Raw genomic sequence first — 24,328 nt, forward strand, 5'->3', positions numbered from 1 at the left:
TGAAAACAATAATTAGTTTATTTGGTGATGACTGCAGTTTTTGAGTGAACTGCAGTAGGCATTTGACGCTATTTTTTCTCAGCAGCAGTTGGTGTCGGAGCCGGAGTTTGAGGCTGAGCAGGTACTGTGTTTGCCGTTGGTGATGGCGTCGCTTGGTTTGTTTGCTGTTGCTGCTGCTTTGGGTTTTCTGCTGGAATTGTTTGTCTGTTGAGCGTGCTCATTAAGTACGTTCGACCAATTTCATAGATCTTATTCTTGCTCTTAATTTCCTTCAGGCTCATTTGCAGGATGATTCCGGGATCTTTTTCGTCAGGTAGATCCAGAACTTCGACTTCTAAATAGTAGTTTCCTTCTTTCACTCTTTGAAGAGAGAGTTTTTCGCTGCCTAGTAGGGTGCGCGCAAGATCAGATCTTACCAGGTATTCTATAGTTGCGATGGAGTTCCACTCTTTGGGCAATTGGTTGGTGCGCTTTAGACCGTCAATATCATCATTAATCAACTTTACTAACTGCTGTGCAGGAGTGAGTTGGATGCAGGCCTCTTGGGATTTGGATACTACTTTGATGAAATTTGCACTGGGGTTGTCTTGAACGATTAAAAATGCCAGAACGCCGGCTGCAAGTATCACTAGGGTGCCAATCAGTTTGTAGATCATAATGCTTCCTTCGCCAGGGATTCCTTCGATATTGGGAACTGCCTCTATATTATTGGAAAGAAATTGGATGGGCTCAAAGTCCTTTTGGCAAGGAGCCCAAAATCGCTCCTTCGGGCTAGGCTCCTTCGAGACGCTAAATTGCTGAAATTGCACGTGAAAGGGCGCCCTAATGGGGCTTCTGTCAAAGATATCGACGCTCTGGATGCTTTGAATGGAATCTGGTGAAACCTTAAATAGCGCATAATTTCATATATTTAGTGGTGATGCTCAATTCTGGCACTGAGATTGGATATATCCAGGTGAGAGAGGTGTGCCTATGAAAACACTTACTAAATTAACAGCGCTAGCATTTGTTGCTGGATTCTACGTGGGATGCTCCCCGGTTAAGTTCGGAGTGAGTAGTGCTGTATGTAATGCCGACACGGATTGTGTCGTTCAAAACAATAAATTGGCTTACACCTATCAAGTCACTGCGGGCTCTGGAAAAGTCGACATCCTGATTGTGAACGACAACTCAGCCTCAATGTCTTTCGAGCAAAAGAGACTGGCTCCGCGCTTTGCCAGCTTCATTCAAAATCTGGATTCTGCAAAAGTTGATTATCGTATTGCGATTACCACGACTGATATCAGTGGTGGTGCCCACTCTATGAGTGGTCAGTTGGTTTCGTTTGGTGATGGATCTAAATATGTAACTCCGACCAATGCCAACAGATTGTCTTTGTTCAATGCTGCTATTCAAAGAACTGAAACTAAAAACTGCGAAAACTTTGTAGCGAACTATCTTAGAAACAACGGATTTGGTTCCATCAATACTCAAGCCTATGTGAATGCCTATAACGCTAATTGCCCTTCGGGTGATGAGCGCGGTATTTACGCGGCGAATATGGTGGTTCAGAAAAATCCAAGCAGCTTCATTCGTTCCGATGCTCACTTGTCCATTATCTTTTTGTCTGATGAAGATGAAAGAAGTGGCAAGTACTCTGATGGCACATATCCATTGGCAAGCTTGGATCAACCGGCATCATTGCCGAAATCTGTTCAATCATATTTGGGCGACATCAAGTACAGCTCACTTTCCATTCACGCGATCGTTGTGAAGGATACAAGCTGCCTGGCTCAACAAAATGCGCAGGTATTAGGTGATACTCCAAACCAGGATACAAAAGGCTTATTCCCAGGCTCTATTGGTTCAGCTTATCTTTCATTCACGAATGTCAGCCGTCCATGGGGTGTTGCTGCGGATATTTGCTCTTCTGATTACACAGGTCAGCTGGGTACGATCCAAACGTCCATTCAAGCCAAAATTAAAAATATCCTGCTGAACTGTTCAAACCCTGAAGACTTGACGGCAAAAGTAGGTGGAACAAATGTGGCTCACTCTGTTTCGGGAAATATCCTGACCCTAAGTCAGACTCTTGCTTCGGGCACTTCAGTCAGCTTGTCTTACAAGTGCGGATTGTAGAACGACCCGTAATTCGAAACTAAAATTGGAATAAATTTTAAAGGCAAAGCTCAACAAGCTTTGCCTTTTTCATTTTGAAACGTTTTGTATGGAAAATTGAATTGTCATGAGACGCTCGCGAATAAAAGTTTAATTTAGCGAAAATGTTTTAGACAATAGAGGGGTTGCGGAAGGTGAGGACGCTTTCAAGATCCTGAAAATGTATGACCCTAGACCAAATTACGTGGTCTTAGTCCTTTAGTCTTGAAAGTGGTATCCGATATAACAAATATGGGAATGCTAGATAGATACAAAAAAAAGGGCGGCTTTTATCAATTGCTACAGTTGTTGGAAACATCACCAACAGCTAAAAGAGAGCAATTTCTAACTCTAATTGCAGGTGAGAACCCGGTTTGGGAAGAAGCACTTCGCAAAAGAATTCTGACAATTGCCAGAGTTTATAGTTGGGAAGGCCAGTACTTGGTCGAAATCTTCTCTCGCGTGCAGCCGACTACATTAGCATATGCTCTTCATGGCAATCCGCAGGAGCAAGTTGATACCTTGCTTAGCTGCTTGCCTCCGATCTCTAAAAGAAAGATCACGGATCTGATGGCCGAGGCAGCTCCAACGCCTGCAGAAAAGGGAACTTGTGTCTCTAAAATGCTGACTGAGGTGCGTGGTTTTATTGGCCAGGGGATCATTCGCCTTGAGAAAGTGGATCCGGAACTTCATATTCCAGAAAATATCGAAGAGATACTGAATATAACGTCATTCAATATTGGATCTGCTCCGCTGACTGATGCAGCAAAAAAAGATGCAAAGCCAAATATCGTTGGCGAATCAGATGGTGCACCTTCTGCAGGTGTGAATCAAGAAGCTGAGTTTTTGAAACGCAAGGTGAATCAATTATCTTCAGAGGTAAATGCCTTGAAGCATGAGAACACTGTTTTGAAAGACAAACTCGCGCAGATTAAAAAGATCGCTTAGTTGAACCAAGCCCGACGTTCGTCGGGCTTCAATTTGAGTATTAACTCCACAGGTTTCCTGTTTTCGTCAACCAATTAGACAAACAGGGAACTGCCATTAATCCAGTTGCCTTAAGTCCGATAAGCCATTTGAAGCACGTGAGGTGTACTAAATGGTTTTTCTTAGAACCGCAATTATCGCATTATCTTTCGTCGTGTTGGGCACTGAAGCCCTGGCGCAAGTCTCGATAATCAACGAGGAACAGAATGATTCTGATTTCTTGTTGGAACTGACAAAGGCCCTGGATCCGAATTCGGTTTCGGTCATGGGTGTTTTTGATAAGGTTCCGAAAGCAGAGAACAACAAGGACATTGCGCCTGGTTGTGATCCCAAGTTTTTTGAGGACAAGCTGCTGTCAGCACAACGCAGTCCTCATGAATACGCAAAGTTAGTTAAACAATATATTCAAACCTGTCAGAGTGAGTTGGCTCATAAATCCCCAAAGGGATTGTTGAGTCTGGCCAAAATGGCATTGGATGACTACAAGTTTCTAAAGCATCCACAGGTCAAAACGATCAAAATTCCATTATCGAATGGAGTCATTGTTCCTGCGATCGTGGGACTTAAGCAGGACCCTCGTCCGCGTCCTTTGGTGATAATGAAATGCGGAGTTTTCTGTGGGGCGGATCAAAACGCGTTCATGAAAACCTTCATGATCCAGCTGTTTGATCTCACTCCTTATAATGTGGTGTTGTTGGCGAACCAAACTGGTTTGGACTATTTGAAAATCAATGGGCACTTTTCCCTGGGTGGGTGGAGTGAAGGCTATGAGTCTCTTCTTGCCGGCAAGTGGTTGCGTGAGCAATGGGAGCACAAAGACCGTATCTCCAGCATGCACTTGATGGGGATGAGTCTTGGTGGAAATGCCGCGGTTTATGGGGCTGCATTCAACGATATTTACCCAACATTCAATGGTCATAAGGTATTTAACTCAGCGACAGCGATTTGTCCTGTAGTGTCTTTAAAGCCGACCCTTGAAAATCTATATAATGATAATTTGGTCGGACCGGTATTTAACATGATGTCTCGTGCCCAACTTCGTGCGGCAAGAAAGCATCTGACCGACATCCCGGATATGGTGGCGGAAGAGCGCTTGCCAGGCAGAAAGCACATGCCTTCCTATCTGGGGGAAATGGCAGTCACTTCCATGCAAAGACGTGGCGTCGCGAGCACGTCGCAAACGGAATTCTTTTTCAACAATAACTTTTGGAACATTCCGCATAAGTTGCAAACTCCGCTAATGGTTTTCGGTTCCAAGGATGACAACGTCGTTAGCAATAAATTGAACACCCAGGTGTTTGAATTTGACGAGCATTATGAAAAGGCTGCCAATGTCGGTGTCATTAATGTGAGTTATGGCAATCACTGTGCCTTCTCGGCGGCATATGGTTATCAGTTGGCGGCGATGGTCTTAAGAAGCTTTGTCATGATTCACAGCCCGGAGTTTTCGGATTTCTATAAAAGATCTGAGATGGCCTGGAAGTTTGGATTCAATAAGATTCCCAATGTCTATCAGCATATTGGGCAATCTTGGAAGTTTGAAGCAAACTCCGATCAGGTAGCAGTGACCTTTAAGATGTTCAATTCAGTGGCAAATAAAAGCTGCTATTACAAGAATCCATTCAGTGACTCATCCTCGGGATGTGTGACCTCTCGTAAAATAATGGTTCCAGTTTCAGGTCTGAAAGCATTAGGTGCCCGCATGCCAGTGAACGACGTGGAAGCTCAGGCCTTGACCAGACAGTTTAATTCGAAGGTTGAGTTTGTGAGTGGCGGTAAGCCCTTGAATGGCACGAGTAAATCCAGTTTCAATCTAAGCTGGCGTCCTTTGTTTGAATAAAAAAAGTGCAGCTCCTTTAAGAGCTGCACTGATTTTCAATCTCTATAATCTTAATACTTATTCTACTGAGGAAAGAGCTCTGCGAAGTGCGTCTTCATCTTTTACGCCGATGAAGTGCAATTCTGCGCGACGTTCTTCTCTGTTGCTGCCGCCAACGGAGCCTTCAGAGCCTCTGCCGACTGCTGCGACTTTGGAGGAATCAAGACCATATCTTTCCAATGCGCTTGCCACTGTGTCGGCGCGACGTTGGGAGATACGTTCATTGATGGCTGAAGATCCAGTGGAGTCAGTGTATCCACGAACTTCCACACGTTCGAACAACTCAGAGTTTTCATCAAGAACTTTCGCCAGTCTTTCCACTCTACGTTGATCCGTATTTGTCAGAGCAACTTGCGAAGAGTTGAAGTTGATTGATGAGTTGCCAGCGATAAGGCTGGACAGAGCCACGTCATTCAAGATTTGAGAAGGTTCCGCAGAAGCAACCGGACGTGCCGTTTCGACTGCTACGAACTCATCTTCAACCATAGTGTCTGCAGCTGTGGATCTGACGGACGTTCTGTAGGCGTTTGGATTCCAACCCATTTGCAAGTCCACCAGGTACATCATAACAACGTCACCTTGATTTGATGTTTCGCTCATGGCGCGAAGACCGATACGGCCCAGCCATGACTCTGACATATCAAATTCTTTCAAACCTTGCAGGCCTACGAACTGGGCATCACCTTGAGAGGATGCATAGTTCACACCTTGGTTAAAGAATTGATTTCCGACCACACCCCACTGCCAGCGACCCTCGGTGCGGTAGCGGGCTGCGATTTCCAGAGCACCATCGGTACTAGCAGTATCTCGAGCAGTATCATGTATGAACTGTTGATTGTTCACACCGTAACCCAGGTCAAAGACCCATGGACTTTCAAGGTACCAGGAACCAAGCAATTTGATGGTAGCTGGTGTTCCTTCCACATCTTGAATCTCAGCTGCATCGTAACCCGTGTAACCACCACCCAATCCAATAAAAGGTAATAAACCTCTTGGTGGGGCGGATGTGGCTTCACGTCCGAATTGCAGTGTGCTTGAAGTAGCTGACTGATCCGTTTCTTGGGCTTGCACCCAAGATCCTGTGCAGATTAGTGCTGCGATGATGAGTTTTTTCATAAAGAGTGTCTCCTTGTTTATGGCAGCTTCAGTATGAACGCTAATGCCCTTTCAGCAATTTTTTTTCGTATTCGAGGGGGATCTGTGTGATCAATCAGATGTGTGTTTGCCCATGAACAAACACATACTGGACGTCTCATTACCGGCGGTTCAATGAACTGCACAAAGAGCTGTAGTGACGGACCAGGGTGGCCTCAACCGGGTCTCGCTCTTTTTCATCCACTATATATACTCCAACCGGATCATTGGTGTCTTTGATCGGTACTATCCCGGTCACAATCCCCGGCGCATAGAACCGGGAGTCAGCTTGTCGATAAGTAAGTAAGGCATCGTGGCCAGGGCGGTTCGAATCGTAAACCCAAAACTTCACGTCACCATTGGATTCACGTGTGTACCTTTTTGCAAGGACCACATGTTGGGCCACGCGACTGGCTCTGACGACGACGAGACTGAATTTATTATTCTGCAGGTTTTGCACCAGAAGATTTCTGGATTCGAGATTGTTCTTTTTGCTGCGACTGCCATTGCCAATGATGAGTTTTAAGTTCTTGGCAAACTTGTGAAATCGCTCCGTTTCGTATTTTTCAATTTCGGATTTAAAATCACGGTCGCCGACCCCGCGGATGAGAGTTGACAAAATTCCGAAATCCATTCGGGGGTAGGCTTCCTGGTTTTGCATGACAGGATAAGTGGGATTTCCCCGCAGCATGTTAAGGACTTGAAGCGTTTGGGGGCGTGAGTATTCAGAAGGAGCATTCCATCGCCCCAGGTAAAAGAAAAGACGTTGTGCCCGTGAGAGGGACCAGCACACTCCAAGTTGATAAAGACCACTTTTAACATCATATTCCCAATTCGTAGTGGGAAGGTGGAAGTCCGACGAGAACTGACGGGGAGACATGCGTTTGTAAATTTCATTCATCGTCACCTTGTTGCAGGGGAGATCCGTCACCAATGAGTCAGTGATTGTTTGAACGGCCATTGTGTTTGCGGAAGCAAGGGTTGCGACTATGAGTGAAGAGATAAATAATTTTTTCATCGCCAAACGCTAGCAAAGAATATTTTTCGGTGCGAATGGAGAAGTATTAAGAGTTGGAAAAACAAAAGGGCGTGAATTACACGCCCTTTTGAGTTCATGCTATTTATGAAATGAACTATTTTTTAGCTACTAGTTTCAAAGTCATCTCGAATTCATCGTTGATGATTTTGTCTGCAGTAAGTTCTTTGAAGAAGTTACCGGAACCATATTTCAAGCCCCATTTTGTACGGTCAACTTTTACTGTTGCTTCGCCAGTCATTACGCCTTTGTCGGTAGTGATTTTTGCTGGGAACTCGATTGGGTTTGTTTTGCCAATCATTGTCAGTTCACCTTTAACAGTCACTTCATCTTTTGCTTTTGGAGTGATGCTAACGATTTTGAAAGTTGAAACTGGGAATTTTGTTACGTCAAAGAAGTCTGCATTGGAAAGGTGATCAACCAATTTCTTTTGGTAGTCAGGGCTGCTTTTCAAATCTTCATTGGAGATTGTTGCCATGTCGATGTTGAATTGACCGCCAGTGACAACACCTTTTTTATCCACGGTAACAGAACCGTCTTTTACATTAATGCCACCGTTGTGTGCTGAGCCGGCTTTTTTAGTCGCCTTCCAGGCCACTGTGCTCGCTTTAGTATCAACTTTGTAAACGTCTGCTGCGAATGCAGAAGAGCCAACCAATAGAACAAGAGCTGCGATCATAGATTTCATCATTTTTACTTCTCCTTGATGTAAATGAACGAACCCTTAAACTATTCAGTAATTTGTGTTGAATCGCAATGTTTTGAGCAGAAATTAGTACTTAAATCCGAAGATGAAACGGGAATAAGAAAAAGGAAATTATTTGCACCTCAAAGTACGGACTTACCCCTTGAGGTAAGTCCATACTTTAGGACTATTTTGCTTTAGCTAGACCGAAGGCGTTGAGGATGAATGCATATTCTTCGGCTTGTTCCCAAAGATGATCGAATCTCCCTGAAACTCCGAAGTGACCTGCTCCCATGTTTGTTTTGAATACCAAGGCATTGTCGTTGGTTTTCAGTTCTCTGAGTTTGGCAACCCACTTCGCCGGCTCCCAGTAAGTCACACGCGGATCATTCAGACCACAAGTGACGAAAAGGTGCGGATACGATTGCTTGGAAACGTTGTCATAGGGAGAGTAGCTCTTCATGTAGTTATAGTATTTTTTGTCAGCGGGATTTCCCCACTCTTTATATTCGATCTGTGTCAGGGGAAGATCTTTGTCCAACATGGTGTTGATCACATCAACAAACGGCACGTGGGCGGCGATCGCTGTATACAGTTCAGGACGCATGTTCATACAAGCCCCCATGAGCATTCCCCCGGCGCTTCCTCCGCAGGCAGCAAGCTTGTCCTTGGCGACCCATTTGTTTTTAATCAGGTAGTCTCCGCAGGCGTTGAAATCCAGGAAGGTGTTTTTCTTTTTTAAGAACTTTCCGTTCTCATACCAAGATCGCCCCATTTCCGAGCCACCACGGGGGTGGGCCAGCGCATAGACGAAGCCGCGGTCGATCAAACGGAAGACATCGCGTCGGGCAGGGAAGGCATCGGGGATGATGGCTCCGTAGGAACCGTAGCCATACAAATAACCCGGAGCTTTGCCATTTTGTTTAAAGCCTTTTTTATAAACCAGGGTCAGAGGCACTTTTGCGCCGTCATGGGATTTTACAAAGACTCTTTTGCAAACGTAGTTTGATTTTTTGTGACCTTTAACTTCACGGGTCTTCAGAGTCTTGGATCTTCTGGTGATCATATTGTATTCAATCACTGAATCAGGCGTGATGGGGGATGAATAGCTCAAGCGCACAACATCCGTTTTAAACTCACGATTCCCACCGCCGACACTGACTTCATAAGCAGCATCATCGAAGGAAATCAAATGGTCCTTTTTCTTTTCAATGTTATAGATGCGAATCTGTGGCAGACCATTTTGACGTTCCTCAAGAACCAGAAAGTCAGAAAATAGTGCCGCTGCGGATTTGTAGATCTTATCAGACACGGCTATAACTGTTTTCCAGTTCTTTCTGCCTGGTTTGTCCGCCGATGTTTTCATGATCTGATAGTTTTCAGCTTTATAGTCTGTGTGGATCCAGAACTCTCCGTCGCGATCCATAACTTCATAGCGCATTTTTTCCTTACGAGGCTCCACGCACTGGAACTTGCCGTGAGCATCGGAGGAACGCAGGAACCAGACTTCGTTTGTGACCTTGCCGCCGGTATGAATGTAAATGAAATCGTTGGTGTTGGTTGAGTAAACGTGAACAAAGAACTCGGAGTTCTTTTCCTCATACACAATCACATCTTTTTTTGCATCTTCGCCCAGGATGTGACGACGAACACGGAAGGGACGAAGATTTGCATCCAGCTCCACATAGAACAAGGTTTTATTGTCATTTGCCCAAACGCATTCCCCATGCGTGTTGGTGATGGCATCTGAAAGCGTTTTCCCGCTTTTCAGGTCTTTAAAGTGAATCGTGTATCTTTCCGAACCATCGAAGTCCACAGCATAAGCCAGAAGATTTTCGTTGGGGGCGATTTCAAGGCTGTTCAGCATGAAATACTTTTTGCCTTTGGCAATGACGTTGCCATCAAAATAAACTTCTTCGCGGCCGCCTTTGCGTGGCTTTCTGGCATGAATCGCATACTGCAAACCTTTTTTGTATTTGCTATAATACAGGTAGTTGCCCTCAGGAGCGGGTACGGTGGAATCATTTTCTTTGATCCGGGACTTCATTTCCTTGAAGAGTTTGTTCTTCAAGGTCGTCAAAGGCTTCATATGGGAATCAAAATGTTTATTCTCGGCATGCAAATAAGGCATGGTTTCTGGATGTTCGCGGTCTTTTAACCAAAAGTAGTCATCAATGCGGATGTCGTTATGGTTTTTAAACTTTTGGGGATGCTTCGAGGCTTTGGGTGCCGGGATGGATTTCATGGTTCTTTCCTTATGACGTTAAGCGAGTCTATTAAACTTGGATTCGTAGAGGAAGTCCACGTTTTGGTTCTTAATGAAACGAGATTGTGAATTTGCTTTTTTTCTTTAAGGTCCAGTTTGAAGATTCCGCAAAAACTCATTCTATGGTCTCGTGAAGTAAGTAGGATGTTTCCCGATCAGTTCCCTCGGAGAGAACGACAATGGGAATGAGAATAAACACAAATCTTGCTGCTATTAACGCTCAACGCAATCTGGTGGGAAGCCAAAGGATCATGAATGATTCCATGGCCAAGCTCGCTTCTGGAAGCCGTATCAATAAGGCTGCCGACGATGCCGCGGGCCTTGCGATCTCCGAGAACATGAAGGCGCAGATTCGTTCTGCTGCGCAAGCACAAAGAAATGCCAACGATGGCATCTCCATGATTCAAACGGCCGAGGGCGGTTTGAATGAAATCAGTAACATCATTATCCGTCTGCGTGAGCTGGGTATCCAGGCGGGTTCAGATACAATTGGCGATAAAGAGCGGGGAATGCTTAATAAAGAGGTCCTGCAACTGCGTGAAGAAATGCAGCGTATTGCCAAAACCACGACCTGGGGATCGACCAAGCTCCTGGACGGAAGCGCACCTTCTTTTGATTTTCAGGTGGGGATTGGCAACGATCCCAAATTGGATCGCATTACGTTTGAAGCCGGGCAGGGGGCAGCAACACTGGATGCCTTGGGTCTTGATGGTCTTTCATATGATACCAAAGAGGGCGCTCAAAACGCATTGGCCCGATTGGATGAAGCGCAGGTTTCCATCAACGGCACTCGAGCTTATATGGGTGCTTTGCAAAACAGACTTACTTCGTCGGCGGATAACTTGGGTGTTATGCAGGAAAATCTATCTGCAGCGAATAGTCGTATTCGTGATACTGATGTGGCAGCAGCTTCCAGCGAAATGACCCGCAATAATATTCTATTGCAGGCGGCAACTTCGGTGCTAGGGCAAGCTAACACTGCAAATCAACTTGCCCTTAAACTTATCGGCTAGGTTGTTGTCAGAATGATTGTGGCTTTGATTGCGATCAGAAGCCACATCGCTATCAGCATCAACCAACCAAATACATAAGCACGCATTCTTTTCAGGACATCGTTTTTTCCAAGATGAATGAATGCGTGCAAAGTTCTAGCGATCACATACATCCAAGCGCAAACCACAAAGGGCAATCCTTGGACCGGTAGTATCATTCCCAGCAAACAAGCTATGTAAAACAGAACAGGGGCCTCGAACAGGTTGGCAAAGTGACGTACAGCCTGAACGGACTCTTCCGGTTCTTGCCCTTGGAAGGTTTTAAAGAAGCTAAGTCTGGTGGTGCCCGAGCGGACTGCGCTGTATCGCCCAATCAGTACTTTTAGGAGTACACACACTGTAAGCAGAAACATCGCACACATGGGAAAAACTATTTGAATGTTCAATGACATAGTAACGTTCCTTTCGCTGACAGGTGAAAGCGTTGTTCGAGAAAAAGCTTGTGTCAAGACAAAGAGCGGAGCCATTTCTTTATTTATTACTCGTTCTTAATCTAAAATAGAAGTCAGGAGGTCTGAGATGATCGATTCTGCTGAGCTTCTAAAGAAGAAGAGTAAAAAGGTGAAGAGTGCCCTTTCTGGAACTGAAATTGACGCGTATATCGCAGCTCTTAAGGGGTGGGCGTATGAGGACAATCACATCGTTAAGTCCTACACCTTTCAAGACTACTATCAAACAATTGCGTTTGTGAATGCGGTGGCATTTGTTGCCAATTCAGAGAATCATCATCCGGATTTACTGGTTTCTTTCAATCGTTGTGTTGTCATGTTGAATACTCATTCCGTGGGCGGTGTCTCCGAGAATGACTTCATTTGTGCTGCTAAAATTGATGCAGTGGCAAGTCACAACTTCGTTCCGGTCTCACACTAGATTGATTCCATGAAGAAGTACCGAAAGCATGACTTTCCAGTGGATAAAATCCGTCGCTTTTTGGAGCCGGGTCCTATCGTTTTGGTCAGCTCCTGCTTTAAGGGTGAAACAAATATAATGACGATGGGATGGTATACTGTTCTGGAATTCTCGCCCTCCCTCGTTGGCTGCATGATCACGGCTGGCAATCACAGCTTTGATTTAATCAAGAAAAGCAAAGAATGCGTGATCAATATCCCCACTGTGGATCTTATGGACCAAGCCGTAGGAATCGGAAATTGTACTGGTGGAAAGATCGACAAATTTTCTGAATTCAAATTAACGGCAGTCCCTGCAGAGCGAGTTGCGGCACCCATGATTGCAGAATGCTATGCGAATCTTGAGTGCAAGTTGATAGATTCAAAAATGCTAAACAAGTATAATTTCTTTATCTTCAAAGTGGTCAAAGCACATGCTCCTAAATCACCTCGATATCCCAAGACGTTCCACTATACCGGAGATGGGGTGTTTATGATTTCCGGCTCCCATGTCGACAAACGCCGAAGGTTCAAGCTGGAAATGCTATAGCTGAATATGACTCTCTGATGAACCAGTACCGGAAATTATATTTTGCAGTTTTGCAGCATCAAAGGGTGCTTTGACCTTAAGGTCGTTATCAAAGTAAATGAAAATATCGCGGGGCCTGCGGGGCGGGTTCACGTCTGTCAACTTAAGGGCATCTTGGGGTTCTTTACCAAGGTGCCAGAGCTGAATTCTTGAGGACCACCACTTAAGGGAATCTTCGCCATAACCATTTTTATAAAAGGTCTCGTCACCATGCAGGCGAAGATAGATAAAGTCAGCTGTCACGTCTTCCATGTAGGGCCATTTTCCGGCTGTGTCAGCAAATACCAGTCCGCAATTATACTGCCTTAACAGGGAGATGAACTCCGGATTTTCGAAGCTGTGATGGCGAACTTCAAACGCGTGGTGCAATCCTGTAGTGTCGGTGCGAATCAGGTCCGAATAGTGTTTGCCATACCTTTCTGATTTGTCGGCGAGTGCAGTTGCCTGAGCGCGAGTCTTCGGAAGCAGCCTTAGGAATGATTCAAATTCATCGGGTGCAAATCTAAGAGTTGGCGGCAGCTGCCAAAGAATGGCTCCAAGCTTTTCATTTAAGTTTAAAATTCCAGAGCCGAAGAAGTTGATCAGTGCGCGTTCACAGTTCTTTAAACGCAACACATGCGTGATAAAACGGGATGCTTTGACGGAAAAGCAGAAGTCTTCGGGAGTTTCCGAGTGCCAGCGCAGATACGTGCTGGGCTTTTGATTGGCATAGAATGATCCATTTATTTCAATGGAGGATACTTTGCGACTGGCATAGTAAAGTTCCTTCCTGGCCGGCAAGTCTGCTGGATAGAACACGCCTCGCCAAGGCTCATAAACCCAACCGGATATTCCTATCTTTATCATTTGATTCTCCTGAGGAATCGCCAAGTGGCTGCAAATCATGGGTGGTTGGGGCATGAAGACAGCTTCCGAATCGGTCAAAGCGGGAGCCATGACAGGGACAGTCCCAGGTCTTTTCTGCAGAATTCCACTTTACGATTCCGGCTAAATGGGGGCAAACGGCTGACATTCTAAAGAGTTTACCATCTCTATCTTTGTAGACTGCAACTCGCTTTAATCCGTCATTTACAACACAGCCTTCATCGGGAAGTAGTGATGCGATGTCGTCGTGCGGAAGTATCCAGTCAGCATAATGTTGGATGGTGGTTGTGTTCTGAGTAACATAATCCTTGAGAGCCTTGGGGGTAAACCGGTTCGGATCGTAGATCCCGGAGTATTCATTGTGACTTCCTTCAATCTGATCAGCGATGACTTTTGATGCAATCGCCGAATGGGTAAAGCCATGGCCAGAGTCACCTGTGACTATATAAGTATGATTTCGTCCTGGTGACTTACCAATAAAAGCCATTCCGTCCACTGGTTCAAGAAGTTGACCAGACCACATTGTGGCTACATCGGAAATGTGTGTGCCCAATCTTTCTTGTGTCCACGTTAATAGGTTTTTAAATGCTTTTTCGGGATGCCCTTCGCCAACGCGATGATCTTCGCCACCAACTATAAGAATGTCGGTATTTGAATCTTTTGAAGATTGAGTGACTCGCATGTAGTGGTATGAATCCGATGTGTCCCAAAAGAGCGCATGGGGAATGCTGTCCCGACGTACTTTAAGCGCAATGCAGTAGGTGCGGTAAGCTGCTTGTTTTAGATATATTTTATTTGTTGTTGTAGGACCATTTGTGGCAAGAATGATAGAGTCGCATTCAATTTTAAATCCGCCTTCTGTCTCGACATAAGTTTCAGGGGTTTCGTGAAATGAAATGGCATTGGTGTTTTCGTAGATCAAACCACCTTTTTTGATGATGGCCTTTATCAATCCATTTATAAATTTCAGCGGATGAATTTGTGCTTGATTTTGAAATTGCAGAGCCGGACCCATCTCGAAGAAAGATTCTTTGAAATCCGTGGAAAATTTGACACCTTTCACGCCCGCTTTTGTGGCAGCTTCCAGCTCCTGATCTAAATAGGAGGCCTCTTTGTCAGGCGATGAAAAGAGATATCCATTCACACGCTGGAAATCACATTCTATATTTTCATTTTTGATAATTGATTCAAATAGTTCAATTCCTTCGCGATGGCTGCGGTAGAACAGACGCAGCTTATCCAAACCATGAATATCCAGCAGGTGTGAGAAACCGTCATCCAAAGCATCGGAGAGGTGGGCGGTGGTGTATCCCGTCTCATTTTTGGAGAGAGTGCCTCTTTCCAGTAGAATAACGCGTCTTCCACGCTGTAGCAGTTCATAGGCACACAAAAGGCCCGCGATTCCTCCTCCGACGACACAAATATCCGTTTGAAGTGAATTCTCCAAACGAGGCATCGGTGGAAGGTTGAATTCAGTCTGCCAAAGAGAATGTGTTTTTTGCTGGGGTAGGGGCATTGTCGCAACCTCGCAGGAAATAAAAATCCCCTTTATTTTTCCATTGTGGTGGTAAAGGGGATAGATGTTATTCTGCAGTTTTTTAGGTTACGCGGCTTTTGTTTCCACCGAAGAATCTTTAATGCTGCTTACGAGACCACTTAATGTCTGGGCATCGATAAGTAATTGGTTGGAAGTTGAGTTTAGATTCTGCGCATAGGTCGTGTTTTGGGATGTAAGTTCATCGACCTGGTGGATGGTCTTTGTCACCGCCTCCAGTTCGCGAATTTGCGCGCTGCTGGATGACGAAATCTCCGCATTCAAAGTTTGCACGCGATTGACGGCCGTCAAAATTTCACTCAAGGACTTTCCACTCAGGTCCGCACTGTGCTCGCCATTGCGGATAATCTCGACGTTGCCTTTAACCAGCACGGAGATATCTTTGGCAGAAGTGGCGCATCTTTGCGCCAGTGTTCTAACGGCCTCAGCGACAACCCCAAAACCCCGGCCATGCTCTCCAGCCCGGGCGGCTTCGACGGAGGCATTCAGTGCCAGCAGGTTCGTTTGAAAGGCGATGTCTTCGATGATTGTTACAATATTATTGATCTCATTGGCGCTGGTTGAAATTTTCTTGATGGTATCAATCAGATCAATAATATGTTTTGAGCCATCAGACGCAACCTTCTTGGATGTTGTTGACAGGGATTCGGCCTCGACGGCAGAGCGAGAATTGGTGGTAACTACTCCCAAAAGCTCATTCAGCTTTTGAATGGAGTCCTCAAGTCGGGAGCTGACTTCCATGGTGGAGTCATTGAGCTTTTTCCCGGTGTCTTCGATAACGGTGCAGCCATCGATGTTTTGACTGGAGATTTCAGTTAGCTGCGCGATCGTTGTGTCTTGCATACCGATAAATACGCTGTAGCGTTGTGCGATCAGCAGCAGCGGAATTGTTTCAAGAACGACAAAGGCGGCGTGAAGAGCCACAATGCCAAAGCTCGCATCATAGTTGAAAACACTTTTTGGGAACCACAGATAGAACGCCACGTGATGAATTGCAATGGTGGCGGCTGCCGTGATGATCGGAGTCAGCATACCAAAGCTTAAACAGACTGCCAGTGACACGAATACGTGAAAATGCATTTCAATCATGCCGTTACCAAGATGTATCAACAGTCCTGAAAAGCTCATCAAGGCCATTGCCAGCAAGTTTGGCAGCAGGGCTGAGGAGATTCCCAGCAAGTACACCAGTGTCGGAGCAGAGAGGATGAATAGGCCGACTCCCCAGGCAACCCACTGACTGTGGCCGTTTATATGAGCCAAGTATGAGAAAATCGGGAAGTGAGCAAAGAGGCTTATTAAGAACATTCTGGAGCGTGATCTTGTAAAGCTTTGTCTAAAGTTCATGGGTCACCTGGTTTGAGTATTTCATTGAAAAAGGATCTACTATTTTTTGAAGTTTACGACTGACGGCACAGCCGAAGATCGGGAAGTTTTTTACTGTCCCTTTACCTTGTAAGCTGTTTAGAATTTCCAGATCGCGAATGGGACTTCCATCCTTGATGGATTTTTCCGAGTAACCACCGGCATAAACCGTGTCCCCCTTAGGGGTGGAAATCAGAAGAAATGGCACGCCCAATTTGGATATGTCTTCTTGCAGCTCCTCAGGTTTCATATGTCTGACCGGAAATCCTTTGGCAACCAACGCTTGCGAATCCTTGAGAGATTTTCCTAGCAGTACAACCTCTTCATGGGTGTCAGGATGCGGGCCGCGCTTTAAAAGATTCGCCATGACAGCTTCGGAGCATTTGCAATCTTCACTGAGCACATGAGTGAGAGTCCATGCACCAGGTTGCTTGGACGACAACGAAGTGTTGGAGCTGAAAGACATAAGATGCCAGCCATAGAACTGAGACACCAATCCCAGTGTTCCCAATGCCCAGCATCCGATAATGAAATATAATAAGTACTTCTTCACACGTAACAGATCGGGGACTATTTGACAGATCTTTAACGTGAATACTGTGTTTAAGATAATTTTGGTAATCAATGGGGATAAAAGTCCGGGAGCCAGCTCGACTGTTCAATGGTCGAAAACATGTATCGGTGGACCTTTCGTATTTTACTGTGTGATCGATCAAACTTAGCATGAGGATATGAAAGCAAAACTAACATTATCTAAAGGTGGCTCGGCATTTCGCAAAATCGCGATGGGATCATGGCATAAAGCTGGTGATCCTTCGGTGTATGGCTTGTTGGAAATCGACATGACCAAAGCGCTGGAATATATGAAGTCCTACGAGACAGCCACCGGAACCAAACTTTCCATTTCTCATCTTGTCGGCAAGGCAGCTGCAACAGCAATGAAGGAGCGGCCTGAAATTAACGGCATGATTCGCTTCAATCGAATTTACCTGCGTGATCAGGTCGATGTTTTTTATCAGGTGAATATCCCTGGCAATCCTGAAGATCCAGTGGGCAAAGCAACTTTGACGGGCGTTGTGGTCAGGGCCGCAGAAAACATGACGGCAGGACAGATCGCTCAGGAGTTGGCTAATAAGTCCAAGGCAATCAAGGGCGGAGCTACAAGTGAACTGACTAAATCCCTTGATGCAATGAAGTTCATGCCCTGGGGACTGATGCGCATGATTCTGAATATCACATCATTCTTAAATTACGATTTGGGGATCAATCTTACCTGGGCCGGAATGCCACGAGACGCTTTCGGTTCAATTATGATCACGAATATCGGCGGGATGGGTGCTGACACCGCGTGGGCTCCACTGGTGGCATATTCAAAAGTGCCGATTTTGCTGACGGTGGGGCAGATTAAACAACGTGCCTGGGTCAGTGAAACAGGCGCTGTTGAAGCAAGACCGGTCGCACGTATTGGCGTGACTTTTGATCATCGTTTTATGGACGGGACGCATGCTGCAGCTTTGCAGAAGATATTTGAAAAATGCTTTGCTGAGCCTGAGAAATACTTTGGCCAAGTCGCAGAAAATTCATATCCAAAGCTTTCGGCGTTTCCTTTGAAGATGGCCTAAAGATTTTGTTCTGGGGGATACTGGGCGCGAACATGTTTGCCCAGGTATTCCTGCACCAGAATTAATTCATTTTCCAATGAATCCACGAGCAGAGTCATCTGCTGAATATTGGTCGATGCCAGATCAATCTTTTCAATACGCTCAGCAATTTCTTTCAGGCGGAGCGCTCCCAGTACTGCAGCTGACGACTTCAAGTTGTGTGCAAGTTTTGGCAAAAGTGCGAAATCACCTTTGGACAGGGCTTCGCGCATTTGTGCAATGTGTGCCGGGCTGTCCTGGTTGAAAATGTCCACGACTTCCTTAAGCAAGGTATGACCATTTCTTTTTTCTTCAGTATTAAGAAGGCTCAGGCTCTGAGGATTTGCAGCGTGCTGTCCCTGAATAATCCATTTGTTAATTTTGAACATGAGATCGTTATAAGAAATCGGCTTGCTGATATAGTCATTCATACCGGATTCCAGGCACTGCTCGATGTCGCCTTTGATGGCATTGGCCGTGGTTGCAAGAATGGGAATAGCCCGGTTGTCGTCACCAGCCTGACCTTTGCGTATTCTTCGGGTGGCCTCGTATCCGTCCAGCACCGGCATTTGAGCATCCATCAGAACAAGATCGAATTTTTCAGAAAGTAGAGCGGCTATCGCAGCATTGCCGTTTTCGGCAGTGCGACTGGTGCATCCCATTGTTGCCAGCATTTCGCTGACCACTTTCTGATTTATCAGATTGTCTTCAGCTATAAGGATGTGACCGCGAATCATCGAGGTTGGTTTAAGATTTGCCATTCTGCTGATAGTGGCATCGGTTGAGGGCACTCCCAGATTTACATCAAAGTAAAAGCGCGAACCAATGCCCTTGACGCTGTCTACGTCTATCTTGCCTCTCATCATTTCCACGATTTGTTTGGAAATAGCGAGTCCCAATCCAGTACCGCCGTATTTTCGAGTTGTGGAACTGTCCCCTTGAGTGAAGCTTTTAAATAGTTTTTTACGGGTGTCATCATCAAAGCCGACACCTTGATCAATGACTTCAAAGAGCAAATGCATTGATCCCTCGGCATCAGGGCCTTTGGGTGTGATGCGAACTTTAATGATGCCCTGCTCTGAAAATTTTATGGCGTTGTTTATCAGATTCAGCAAAACCTGGCGCAATCGCAAGGGATCGCCTGTCAGGAACTCGGGCACGGTTGGATCGATTTCGATTTTAATTTCAAGATTTTTCATTCGGGCAGAGTATTCGACAATGGACACGGCACTTCGCACCAAAGAGGATAGTTCGAAGTTGGTTTCTTCCAGTTGGAGTTTTCCCGACTCAATTTTTGATAAATCCAGAATCTCATTGATCAGTGACAGAAGTGCATTCGAGGAGGTTTTAATGGTTTCAAAGTAATCCTGCTGACGTGAATTAAGTGGTGTCTGTTCAAATAACTTCAACATGCCAATGATTCCATTTAACGGAGTGCGAATCTCGTGACTCATGTTTGCGAGGAATACGGACTTCATATTTGATGCTTCCAGAGCTTTGGTTCGAGCCACTTCAAGTTCCGCCTCAATCGATTCGCGCATACGAATCTGGTTGCTTAGCAGGCGGGTTGAGAGGAAGAAAAGTAGAAATGAAACCCCGATTCCCAGGGACACCAGGATACATGTATTGATAAATTGGGATTCCAATTTTCCTGAACGCTGGGTCAACAAAGTTTGCTCGTCGGTTTCAATATCAGAAATAAGGCGATGGATTTCAGAGGTTTCAGCAGAAGTCAGAAGGGATCTGTATTTCTCATCAGTGAGTATCTTGCCGTTGTGTTGAAGCTCGGCTGCGAAACGCTGCCATATTGCGGATTTTGTTGCGATTAAGGATTTTAAGCGCTGAATGCGACCTGCCTGTGTGGGGTTGTCACTTGCGAGTTTTGACAGTGTATCAAGATTTCTTTGCAGTGCCAGTTGCGCATTATTGAATGGTTCCTGGGATATCTTCGGATCAATAAACATCGCGGAAAGAGTGACCTTGCTTTCCTCCAGGTTCGCTTTGGTTTTCTGAACTTCAGTCAGGACTTCGTAGGTGTGTTTGCGCCACAAGGAAGCCAGGTGCAATTGGCGACCGCTATAGAAGATCGTGACGCCGATAATTACCAGAATGCAAAATCCGGCAAAAGCGAGGAAGAACGAGGTTTTTGAATGGTATTCGCGACCGTTTTTCTTTCCCATGCTTCCATTAAACCTCTCTCGAGGAAGGGGGCCAATCTTTCGGTCCTTGAATAATCAAAATACACATTATTAATAGTAGTCATGTGTCGTGTGGCTCTGGAGAATCAAAGAATGGACAAGAATCTGAAGAATGTGCTTCTAATTGAGGATTCCAGGGAGATGCAGGCAATAGTCCGTCATTCGATTTCGGATGTTTGCCTCTTGAAGCACGTGGGAACTGCGGCAGAGGGCCGGAACGAACTGGATCTGGGAATTTATTCGTTACTACTTTTGGATGTCTCTTTACCTGATGCAGATGGATTTGAGTTTTGTGCAAGTCTGCGCAAAGAAAAAAGATACCTGGATTTGCCAGTGATTTTTTTAACGGGAAAGACCGATTTGGCACAAAAGGTTCAAGGGTTTGAAGCGGGCGGTGATGACTACATTACCAAACCCTTTGAGCCCGAAGAACTAAGGGCACGGGTTAAAGGTAAACTTAGTCGGATCAAGGAATTCGGAAGTTCCTTCAGTTTGGCGGGATACCGTGTGGATTTTTCGATGCAAAAGATTTTTGAGATGAATGAGGAAGGTGTTGAACAAGCACTGCCGCTGACGCCGCTCGAGTTCAAAATTTTCAGTCACCTTTTGAAAAATTCCGGAAAAGTTTTCTCTCGCAAGAACCTGTTGGAGCTATTCTGGGCAGACAGTCTGCATATTTCCAATCATACCGTCGACACCCATATTTCCTCACTCAGAAAGAAGATGGGTGAGCGGGGAGGGTTGATTCGATCCGTCTTTAAACAGGGATATACATTTGAACCTCTGAATGAATCTCAAAGGGATGTCTCAGTCTGAGAATGCAAATCCTTAGGGAACTTCCCGGAGCGGGAAACGTCTACAACATTCTATACACAGTTATTAAATTAAACAGTTTAAACCAATAGAACCGACAAGTGAGTGGTCCGCGTATTGCTATTCATGTTAGGGGGATGGGGTGAAAATGCCTAAATATCAACTTTTCGGATTTATCACATTGGCAGCGATTTCAATCGTTTCGTTTCAAAACTGTTCACAGGCAAGCTTCTCTGAGGCGAAAAGTCAGTTGGCTTCCTCCATACCGGACGGTTCCAATACAACGGACTCGGCTTCACCGAATGATCCAAGCACTCCAGACAGTGCTTCGCCAGACACACTGTCTGCGGTGGATATCACGTGGGCAGTGAATAAAAATGTGGTTTTGAATATCACGCATGCGAGCATTATCGCCGCGAACAAGGGCAGCTTATTGAAAGTCGATTCCGTGGGCATGCCCAATTTGGGTTCGTTAACGGCGAAGGGCTCCAGCAGTTACGATTTCGTATCTTCTGTGACCGGCACGGCGACGATGTCCTATACTATTTCCAACAGCTCCAATGTTAAAGCCAGCGCTAAGATCATTATTAAGGTGGTTGAAAGCGACATTGCGACCGCTCCTTTCTATGGCTGTAACCTTGACGGCAAACTTTATAGTTTGGATCCGGCTAGCGGGACATTGTTGCAGGAAGTGAATCTGACCTATAATGGTTCCAAGTTGCCTTGCAGTGACATGGTTATCAGTAATTCCGGAGTGGTGTTTGCGAAGGATGCAGACGGAAGCAACAAGATCTATACGATCGACGTGAGCACAGGCAAGGGCACCCTTTATCAAGGTTCATTGGTGGCTTCCGGTAACCGTTCTGTAGGCTTGACCCTGAGTGCGGATGGCCAAAGCCTGATCACTTCAGAGGAAACAGATCCAGGTAAATCGTCTCAGACAAACAGTCTGATTCAAGTTTCTAAAGCGGGTGTGAAGACGGTTCTTATTCCAGCTTCAGACAAGTTTCAGATGTATGGTGGTGACATCAAGTTGCTTCCGGATAACAAGATGTATTGGACCATCACTAACGCGACGTCGACTTTGTGTCGCAATACCGCGAAGGCAGGCAACCAGGCCGTGCTAAGATACGACCCAGCAACTGGAGAGAAGAAAGAGATCGCATGTTTTGATAAGAAAAATATCTTCGGTCTGGGTTTCGCCTCTAAAGCACTTTACGGCTTCAGTGAGCAAGGAAATCTGGTGCGTGTCGACATCAACACGGGCAATACGACTCTGATCAAGAATACCGGTCTGACGTTCATTGGTGCCGCAGCCAATCCGATCCTTTGGTAGGATTTCACAAAAGTAATATTTCATGTAAAAAGCCCGCGGACAGCGGGCTTTTTCATTCACATGTATGGGTATCTTTTTCATTCCCAGTATAACAATCGTACAAGTTTCCGGGTGCCTATTGTGAATTCCTGAATCCTCGGGCAATTTCGCCTCATTCGTATCAAAAACATAAATGAGGTATTCGATGAAAAAAATCGTTCTTTCTGTTGTGACTCTTTTGTTGGCTCAAACGGCTTCCGCTGAAATCACAGCGAACTCCTCTTGGGAAGAAATCTTCGCAGCCAAGGGTCCATATCAAATCCACGCGCCAGTAGTTTATATGGGACGCGCAATTGACTACACATACGTGTGCCGTGATGGACAAAACCTACGCACAATGGGTCCTGTTGATATCGTGGTTAATGATCACAATGGTGACGGCCCAACGAAATTTGAAGTTGTTGGCAGTGAAGTTCTTTCCACTCCAATTAACTATGTTCAACACGAAGAATTCTGTGATGCTTCTTACAATAAAGTTCTTTGCACTCCTGTTACTTACACAGGTGTTTATCCAATGACTGTTCAAATCAGCGTGGGTCGCAAATTGAACAAAGGTCGTGAAGTTCATTTGTTCACGAAATCATACACAGTTCCGAACTGTGAAACAGTTGAAGTAAAATAGTTGATTAGCATCAAATTCTGAATGCTTTAAAAGGCTCCCAATAGGGGGCCTTTTTTTATTTTAACAATTGAAGATGCAATTTGTGCGGTTTGATTGTCGCTGATCCATCGTGAGCTTTAAAATGGGCCTTTAAACATGGGAGGCACATCATGAGTGTAAGGGCGTGGATATGTATATTATTGTCGGTGCTCATAGTTGAGCCTGGCAACGCTTGCACAAGATTTCTTTGGAAATCCAGCGATGAGAACACTGTGATCGGCAGAAATATGGATTGGGGAGAGGAGATCGGCTCCAATATGTGGTTGCTTCCGCGGGGAATGGAGCGCCAAGGAGGAGTCACTGACAACCCATTGAATTGGACGTCGAAATACGGCAGTGTGATTTTAACGGCGTACGATATTGGCACCGCCGATGGCATCAACGAAAAGGGACTTGTCGTAAATATTCTTTATCTGACCGAAAGTGATTTTGGGATTCGGAACACCCAGCTTCCGGGGATCTCGGTATCTTTGTGGGCTCAATATTTTTTGGATAACTTTGAAACTGTCAAAGAGGCCCTCAGTTCATTTGAAGCAAAGCCTTTTCAAATTCAAACATTTGGCGTTGAAACTTCCATGGGTAGAAAAGAGGGAGCTGTTCATTTGGCTATTTCCGATAAAGAAGGTGATACGGCTGTGATTGAGTATATCGGTGGCAAGGCCAAAATCTATCACGATAAAAGCCATAAGGTGATGACCAATTCTCCGCCCTTTGATCAACAGCTGGCGGCTTTGAAGCAGTATCAGGGTTTTGGCGGCGATAAGAAGCTCCCAGGCACCACGGAGGCCGCCGATCGCTTCGTGAGGGCAGCCTATTACGCTCAACACTTGCCTCCGCCACAGGACTATCGGGAGGCCGTTGCCGGCGTTTTCAGTGTCCTGCGCAATGTCTCCCAGCCATTTGGGGCGCCAGATCCTGCAAGACCGTACATTTCAACAACTCGGTGGAGAACCGTCGCTGATATGAAGCGGGGAATTTATTTTTATGAAAACACCCTAAGCCCCAATGTCGTGTGGGTGCAGTTGAATCGTTTGGATTTTCAAAAGGCAGCTCCGGTGCGAAAACTCTCACTAGTGAAAAACTATGACTTAGTGGGCGATGTTACAGGGGTCTTTAAACCGGAAAAAATGTTCCAGTTTCAAAAGGTGGAAAAAGAAAAGCAGTTGGGCAAGGCTCAGTGACAGGACGAAAAAAAAGGGGACTTGGAAG

General features: G+C 45.5%; 22 protein-coding genes. 11 read left to right on the top strand and 11 right to left on the bottom strand.

Annotated features, from left to right (window positions below):
* Positions 1-68 precede the first annotated feature (68 nt).
* Positions 69-656 carry a hypothetical protein gene (locus AAAA73_RS01645; RefSeq protein ID WP_340596406.1) on the bottom strand — a complete coding sequence of 196 codons (588 nt, stop codon included), beginning with the start codon at positions 654-656 and terminating at the stop codon, positions 69-71.
* 316 nt (positions 657-972) lie between these two features.
* On the opposite strand from AAAA73_RS01645, the gene AAAA73_RS01650 reads away from it, so the two are divergent.
* From AAAA73_RS01650 to AAAA73_RS01660, 3 genes are all read left to right on the top strand, one after another.
* Complete coding sequence (locus tag AAAA73_RS01650; protein WP_340596407.1) at positions 973-2,118, top strand: hypothetical protein; 1,146 nt, start codon at positions 973-975, stop codon at positions 2,116-2,118.
* A 270-nt stretch (positions 2,119-2,388) separates the two neighbouring features.
* Positions 2,389-3,084, top strand: coding sequence for a FliG C-terminal domain-containing protein (locus tag AAAA73_RS01655; protein ID WP_340596408.1), 696 nt, complete (start codon positions 2,389-2,391; stop codon positions 3,082-3,084).
* A 151-nt stretch (positions 3,085-3,235) separates the two neighbouring features.
* Entirely contained in the window at positions 3,236-4,963 is a 1,728-nt protein-coding gene (locus tag AAAA73_RS01660; protein ID WP_340596409.1) for an alpha/beta hydrolase family protein, read from the top strand.
* Between the two features lie 57 nt (positions 4,964-5,020).
* On the opposite strand, the gene AAAA73_RS01665 is transcribed toward AAAA73_RS01660, so the two are convergent.
* The 4 genes from AAAA73_RS01665 to AAAA73_RS01680 form a co-directional block, all read right to left on the bottom strand.
* On the bottom strand, positions 5,021-6,118 hold the full coding sequence (locus tag AAAA73_RS01665) for an OmpA family protein (protein WP_340596410.1): 1,098 nt from the start codon (positions 6,116-6,118) through the stop codon (positions 5,021-5,023).
* Between the two features lie 139 nt (positions 6,119-6,257).
* On the bottom strand, positions 6,258-7,154 hold the full coding sequence (locus AAAA73_RS01670; RefSeq protein ID WP_340596411.1) for a hypothetical protein: 897 nt from the start codon (positions 7,152-7,154) through the stop codon (positions 6,258-6,260).
* 115 nt (positions 7,155-7,269) lie between these two features.
* Positions 7,270-7,863, bottom strand: coding sequence for a YceI family protein (locus AAAA73_RS01675; RefSeq protein WP_340596412.1), 594 nt, complete (start codon positions 7,861-7,863; stop codon positions 7,270-7,272).
* 181 nt (positions 7,864-8,044) lie between these two features.
* Positions 8,045-10,102: a S9 family peptidase gene (locus AAAA73_RS01680; RefSeq protein ID WP_340596414.1), complete on the bottom strand. Its 2,058-nt coding sequence runs from the start codon at positions 10,100-10,102 to the stop codon at positions 8,045-8,047.
* Positions 10,103-10,302: 200 nt separating this feature from the next.
* Here AAAA73_RS01680 and AAAA73_RS01685 point away from each other — a divergent pair, with 200 nt between their 5' ends.
* The gene (locus AAAA73_RS01685; protein ID WP_340596415.1) at positions 10,303-11,136 is read left to right on the top strand and encodes a flagellin N-terminal helical domain-containing protein; all 834 of its coding nucleotides are present in this window, start codon (positions 10,303-10,305) and stop codon (positions 11,134-11,136) included.
* Here AAAA73_RS01685 and AAAA73_RS01690 read toward each other — a convergent pair.
* Complete coding sequence (locus tag AAAA73_RS01690; protein ID WP_340596416.1) at positions 11,133-11,567, bottom strand: MAPEG family protein; 435 nt, start codon at positions 11,565-11,567, stop codon at positions 11,133-11,135. The two genes, AAAA73_RS01685 and AAAA73_RS01690, sit on opposite strands and share 4 nt — an antisense overlap.
* Before the next feature lie 127 nt (positions 11,568-11,694).
* On the opposite strand from AAAA73_RS01690, the gene AAAA73_RS01695 reads away from it, so the two are divergent.
* Positions 11,695-12,045 (top strand): 4a-hydroxytetrahydrobiopterin dehydratase, encoded by a 351-nt coding sequence (locus AAAA73_RS01695; RefSeq protein WP_340596417.1) that lies wholly within the window; start codon positions 11,695-11,697, stop codon positions 12,043-12,045.
* A 9-nt stretch (positions 12,046-12,054) separates the two neighbouring features.
* Complete coding sequence (locus AAAA73_RS01700; protein WP_340596418.1) at positions 12,055-12,612, top strand: flavin reductase family protein; 558 nt, start codon at positions 12,055-12,057, stop codon at positions 12,610-12,612.
* Here the strand turns inward: AAAA73_RS01700 and AAAA73_RS01705 are convergent.
* The 4 genes from AAAA73_RS01705 to AAAA73_RS01720 all read right to left on the bottom strand — a co-directional run bounded on the left by AAAA73_RS01705 (position 12,607) and on the right by AAAA73_RS01720 (position 16,985).
* Complete coding sequence (locus AAAA73_RS01705; protein WP_340596419.1) at positions 12,607-13,497, bottom strand: DUF72 domain-containing protein; 891 nt, start codon at positions 13,495-13,497, stop codon at positions 12,607-12,609. The genes AAAA73_RS01700 and AAAA73_RS01705 overlap by 6 nt on opposite strands.
* Entirely contained in the window at positions 13,463-14,971 is a 1,509-nt protein-coding gene (locus AAAA73_RS01710) for an FAD-dependent oxidoreductase (RefSeq protein ID WP_340596420.1), read from the bottom strand. Before AAAA73_RS01710 ends, AAAA73_RS01705 begins: the two co-directional genes overlap by 35 nt.
* A gap of 147 nt (positions 14,972-15,118) precedes the next feature.
* Positions 15,119-16,330: a methyl-accepting chemotaxis protein gene (locus AAAA73_RS01715; protein WP_340596421.1), complete on the bottom strand. Its 1,212-nt coding sequence runs from the start codon at positions 16,328-16,330 to the stop codon at positions 15,119-15,121.
* Positions 16,331-16,403: 73 nt separating this feature from the next.
* Positions 16,404-16,985 (bottom strand): hypothetical protein, encoded by a 582-nt coding sequence (locus AAAA73_RS01720; protein ID WP_340596422.1) that lies wholly within the window; start codon positions 16,983-16,985, stop codon positions 16,404-16,406.
* A gap of 178 nt (positions 16,986-17,163) precedes the next feature.
* Here AAAA73_RS01720 and AAAA73_RS01725 point away from each other — a divergent pair, with 178 nt between their 5' ends.
* The gene (locus AAAA73_RS01725; RefSeq protein WP_340596423.1) at positions 17,164-18,054 is read left to right on the top strand and encodes a 2-oxo acid dehydrogenase subunit E2; all 891 of its coding nucleotides are present in this window, start codon (positions 17,164-17,166) and stop codon (positions 18,052-18,054) included.
* On the opposite strand, the gene AAAA73_RS01730 is transcribed toward AAAA73_RS01725, so the two are convergent.
* Entirely contained in the window at positions 18,051-20,252 is a 2,202-nt protein-coding gene (locus AAAA73_RS01730) for an ATP-binding protein (RefSeq protein WP_340596424.1), read from the bottom strand. The genes AAAA73_RS01725 and AAAA73_RS01730 overlap by 4 nt on opposite strands.
* Positions 20,253-20,363: 111 nt before the next feature.
* Here AAAA73_RS01730 and AAAA73_RS01735 point away from each other — a divergent pair, with 111 nt between their 5' ends.
* The 4 genes from AAAA73_RS01735 to AAAA73_RS01750 all read left to right on the top strand — a co-directional run bounded on the left by AAAA73_RS01735 (position 20,364) and on the right by AAAA73_RS01750 (position 24,300).
* On the top strand, positions 20,364-21,086 hold the full coding sequence (locus AAAA73_RS01735; protein WP_340596425.1) for a response regulator transcription factor: 723 nt from the start codon (positions 20,364-20,366) through the stop codon (positions 21,084-21,086).
* Positions 21,087-21,225: 139 nt separating this feature from the next.
* Positions 21,226-22,419, top strand: coding sequence for a hypothetical protein (locus AAAA73_RS01740; RefSeq protein ID WP_340596426.1), 1,194 nt, complete (start codon positions 21,226-21,228; stop codon positions 22,417-22,419).
* Positions 22,420-22,603: 184 nt separating this feature from the next.
* Positions 22,604-23,080 carry a hypothetical protein gene (locus tag AAAA73_RS01745; protein ID WP_340596427.1) on the top strand — a complete coding sequence of 159 codons (477 nt, stop codon included), beginning with the start codon at positions 22,604-22,606 and terminating at the stop codon, positions 23,078-23,080.
* A gap of 149 nt (positions 23,081-23,229) precedes the next feature.
* Positions 23,230-24,300: a linear amide C-N hydrolase gene (locus AAAA73_RS01750; protein ID WP_340596428.1), complete on the top strand. Its 1,071-nt coding sequence runs from the start codon at positions 23,230-23,232 to the stop codon at positions 24,298-24,300.
* Positions 24,301-24,328: the final 28 nt, after the last annotated feature.

The organism is Bdellovibrio sp. GT3 (genome assembly GCF_037996765.1).
Lineage (GTDB): Bacteria > Bdellovibrionota > Bdellovibrionia > Bdellovibrionales > Bdellovibrionaceae > Bdellovibrio.